This is a genomic window from Paraburkholderia sp. NMBU_R16, assembly GCF_013282575.1.
In the GTDB taxonomy this organism is placed as follows: Bacteria; Pseudomonadota; Gammaproteobacteria; order Burkholderiales; family Burkholderiaceae; genus Trinickia.
In genome coordinates, this window is sequence record NZ_JAAAYE010000154.1 from 1 (window position 1) to 2,348 (window position 2,348).

Below are 2,348 nucleotides of genomic sequence, written 5' to 3' on the forward strand. Positions count from 1 at the left end.
CGGCTTCGCGCGTGCACGAACTCACGCCGCGAATCTGGAAATCGCTCTTCGCCGACAACCCGCTGCGCTCGCCACTGCATCAGATCGCCTGAGATCGCAACGACGTCGGTCAATTACCGATTACGTCGCGGCGGCGATCGTCGTCGCCAGCAACTCCTCAACACCGGCTTCGCCCAAGGCTTGCCGAAAGCGCACAAGGTTGGTCGGATCGCAGGGCATGCGCGCCTGAAAGTACTCCTCGCCGCAGAAAAACTGGAAGTACACGTCTTGCGCCCAGCGCTCGCACACCGACTCGTCGCTCTCGTTGTACGCATGCTTCAGATACAGCAGTCCCACCGTCAGGCGAATCGGCAATCGAGGCCGGCCCGCCGCGCTCGGCCCGCTGCCAGCCAGTACCGCTGTCGCGCCGAACAGATCCGCGCCTTGCAGCACACGGCTTTCACGAGCACGGCGTTCGAACATCGGCGTGAGCGTCGCTTCGATCGACGCCCACGGCACGCGTGTGGCCAGCACGGCCAGCGGATGGCGAAGGTCGATCATCGTGTCCAGACGGCTGCGGAAAAAGTCGGGCGTGCTCATTGGCGTGGCTCGCAAACTCCCAGAAAACCCATCAGATCAATATCGATTCTGGGAGTTCGCTAAATCACGCTCTCCCTCCCGCGTCTTGCTGCACTTGCCTCGGATACCTTATGCAGGACCGACTCAGTCATGTCAATCGGGCTTGTGCTTCTGCTCTTCGTTGACGGGCATCGAATTTGGTGTGGCTGTCGAGCTTGCCCGTTACCGGATTAAACCCCCAGTCGAGCAACGCCTCCCGGATAGCTGCCCGGGTCATTCGAACCTCCTTGCATTCGAGGCGTCGTTTGCCCGCTTCCGCGTCACCCTCGACGAGATTCGCGGCGAATGCAAGCCGCGCTCCGACGTAGGCCGAATACAAGGTTCCAGGGTCACGGCATCTCGATATGACATCAGGAAGGTGAGCCATGACCCGTCCAAATTTCGCGAGGTCTCGTTTGTCTAGGTCGAATGCTTTGCAAATGAGCTGTCCAACACAGCTGTTGAAAAAACCGGACGCGAACTGTCGTGCCGGGCTGAATGGCTTTTTCAAATTCGCCATAACTTCCATGATCTCGGCGAAGTTCCGAGCAGTTATGGGCGAGATCCTATTTCGGAAATGCTCGAAGTCGCGCAGGGACTGGTTGAGCGCACTCGGTTTGGAGAAAGGATCGCCGACCAAATCTTCGGGTGTTTTTATTTTCAGCCAACGCTCCATCAGCACATCGCTGACGTCCTCGTATGAGATCGAGGCAACGCTGTTCCTGCGTGTTATTTTTGTTTTGGTCGGTGCGCACATTCTTTCGTCGGGTGAGCTGGCCATCGAGATGGAATTTCTGCGAACCAACCCGCCCAAGCGGTAATCCGGCGACGTTGTTCGAGATCCGGATACTTTTGCCGAGGGATCACGCGTCGACTGTGCTTCGGAAAAAGAAAGGCCGGATGAGCACGAGGCGCTCGGGCTCACTACACTAAAACGATGTTGCATTGTTGATCCTTTAGACAAAAGGAGCCAGCCTCAAGTTTAAAAAGGGGCGCACGATGCGTCGCAAGCTAACGGATATTGAAGGTGGCCAAAAGTTGGGGGACGAAGGCAAAGTCCGAAAAGCGAAGTGGGAGTCGGAGCGCCTCGCGAGCGAACGGGACACCGCAGTAAGTTGCCTGTGAATCGCCCGGTTTTTTTTGGAAGACTCCCACCTTTGAAAGAATGGAGCCATGGAAACCTTAAACCCCGAAAGCAATGTAACGAAGAAAGCACCGCCGAAGTACTCCTAGTTAGGAATCCTAACGATCTCGATTAACCTCGCCGCGTTTCCGGCTTGGGTGTCAGAGTCAAGCCGCCACAGAGTTGCCCTAACAGGGCCATGCTCTGAATTGTAGTAACTGTCATTTCTGATGGGTTGCATAATTCTCGATCATAAAGAAGTGTTGCCGCTCGCATTGTCGGACCCCGGTGGGCGCACTTTCCCGCTCCTGCGTAAAACGTCGGCAGTACGCGAAGCTATCCCGCTTGGGTGGGCTACGCCTGCGCGCACCCATCGATGGCGCACGCTGTATTAGCGAAATGTTGCACCCATTAGCGAACAGGTCCCACAGTTCGAATGCCGATCCGTCGGCCGTGAGCCTCTCATGTGCCAGGGCGTGATAGCTTGATCGAGGTGTCGCGAGGCTTTGTTCAGCAGCACTTCAGTCCCGTGTGGGGGCCGGCGTTCGCGGAGAAACGGGGCTACTGGTTGGCGATACGGTATAAAAGCGAACGGCAACGCCGCGATGACCGACAGCCCAATGGTGCG

The 2,348-nt window shown here is 57.2% G+C and carries 1 protein-coding gene and 1 pseudogene; both read right to left on the reverse strand.

Annotation, left to right across the window (positions count from 1 at the left end; translation table 11 throughout):
- Positions 1-135: 135 nt before the first annotated feature.
- Positions 136-579: pseudogene (locus tag GWC77_RS27375) on the reverse strand (transposase); the annotation flags it as partial.
- A 127-nt stretch (positions 580-706) separates the two neighbouring features.
- Positions 707-1,543 (reverse strand): hypothetical protein, encoded by an 837-nt coding sequence (locus GWC77_RS27380; RefSeq protein ID WP_173262513.1) that lies wholly within the window; start codon positions 1,541-1,543, stop codon positions 707-709.
- Between the last annotated feature and the right edge of the window lie 805 nt (positions 1,544-2,348).

Bases quoted from the DNA above. Each gene is read 5' to 3' on its own strand.
- GWC77_RS27380 (WP_173262513.1), bottom strand. From the start codon at position 1,543: ATGCAACATCGTTTTAGTGTAGTGAGCCCGAGCGCCTCGTGCTCATCC.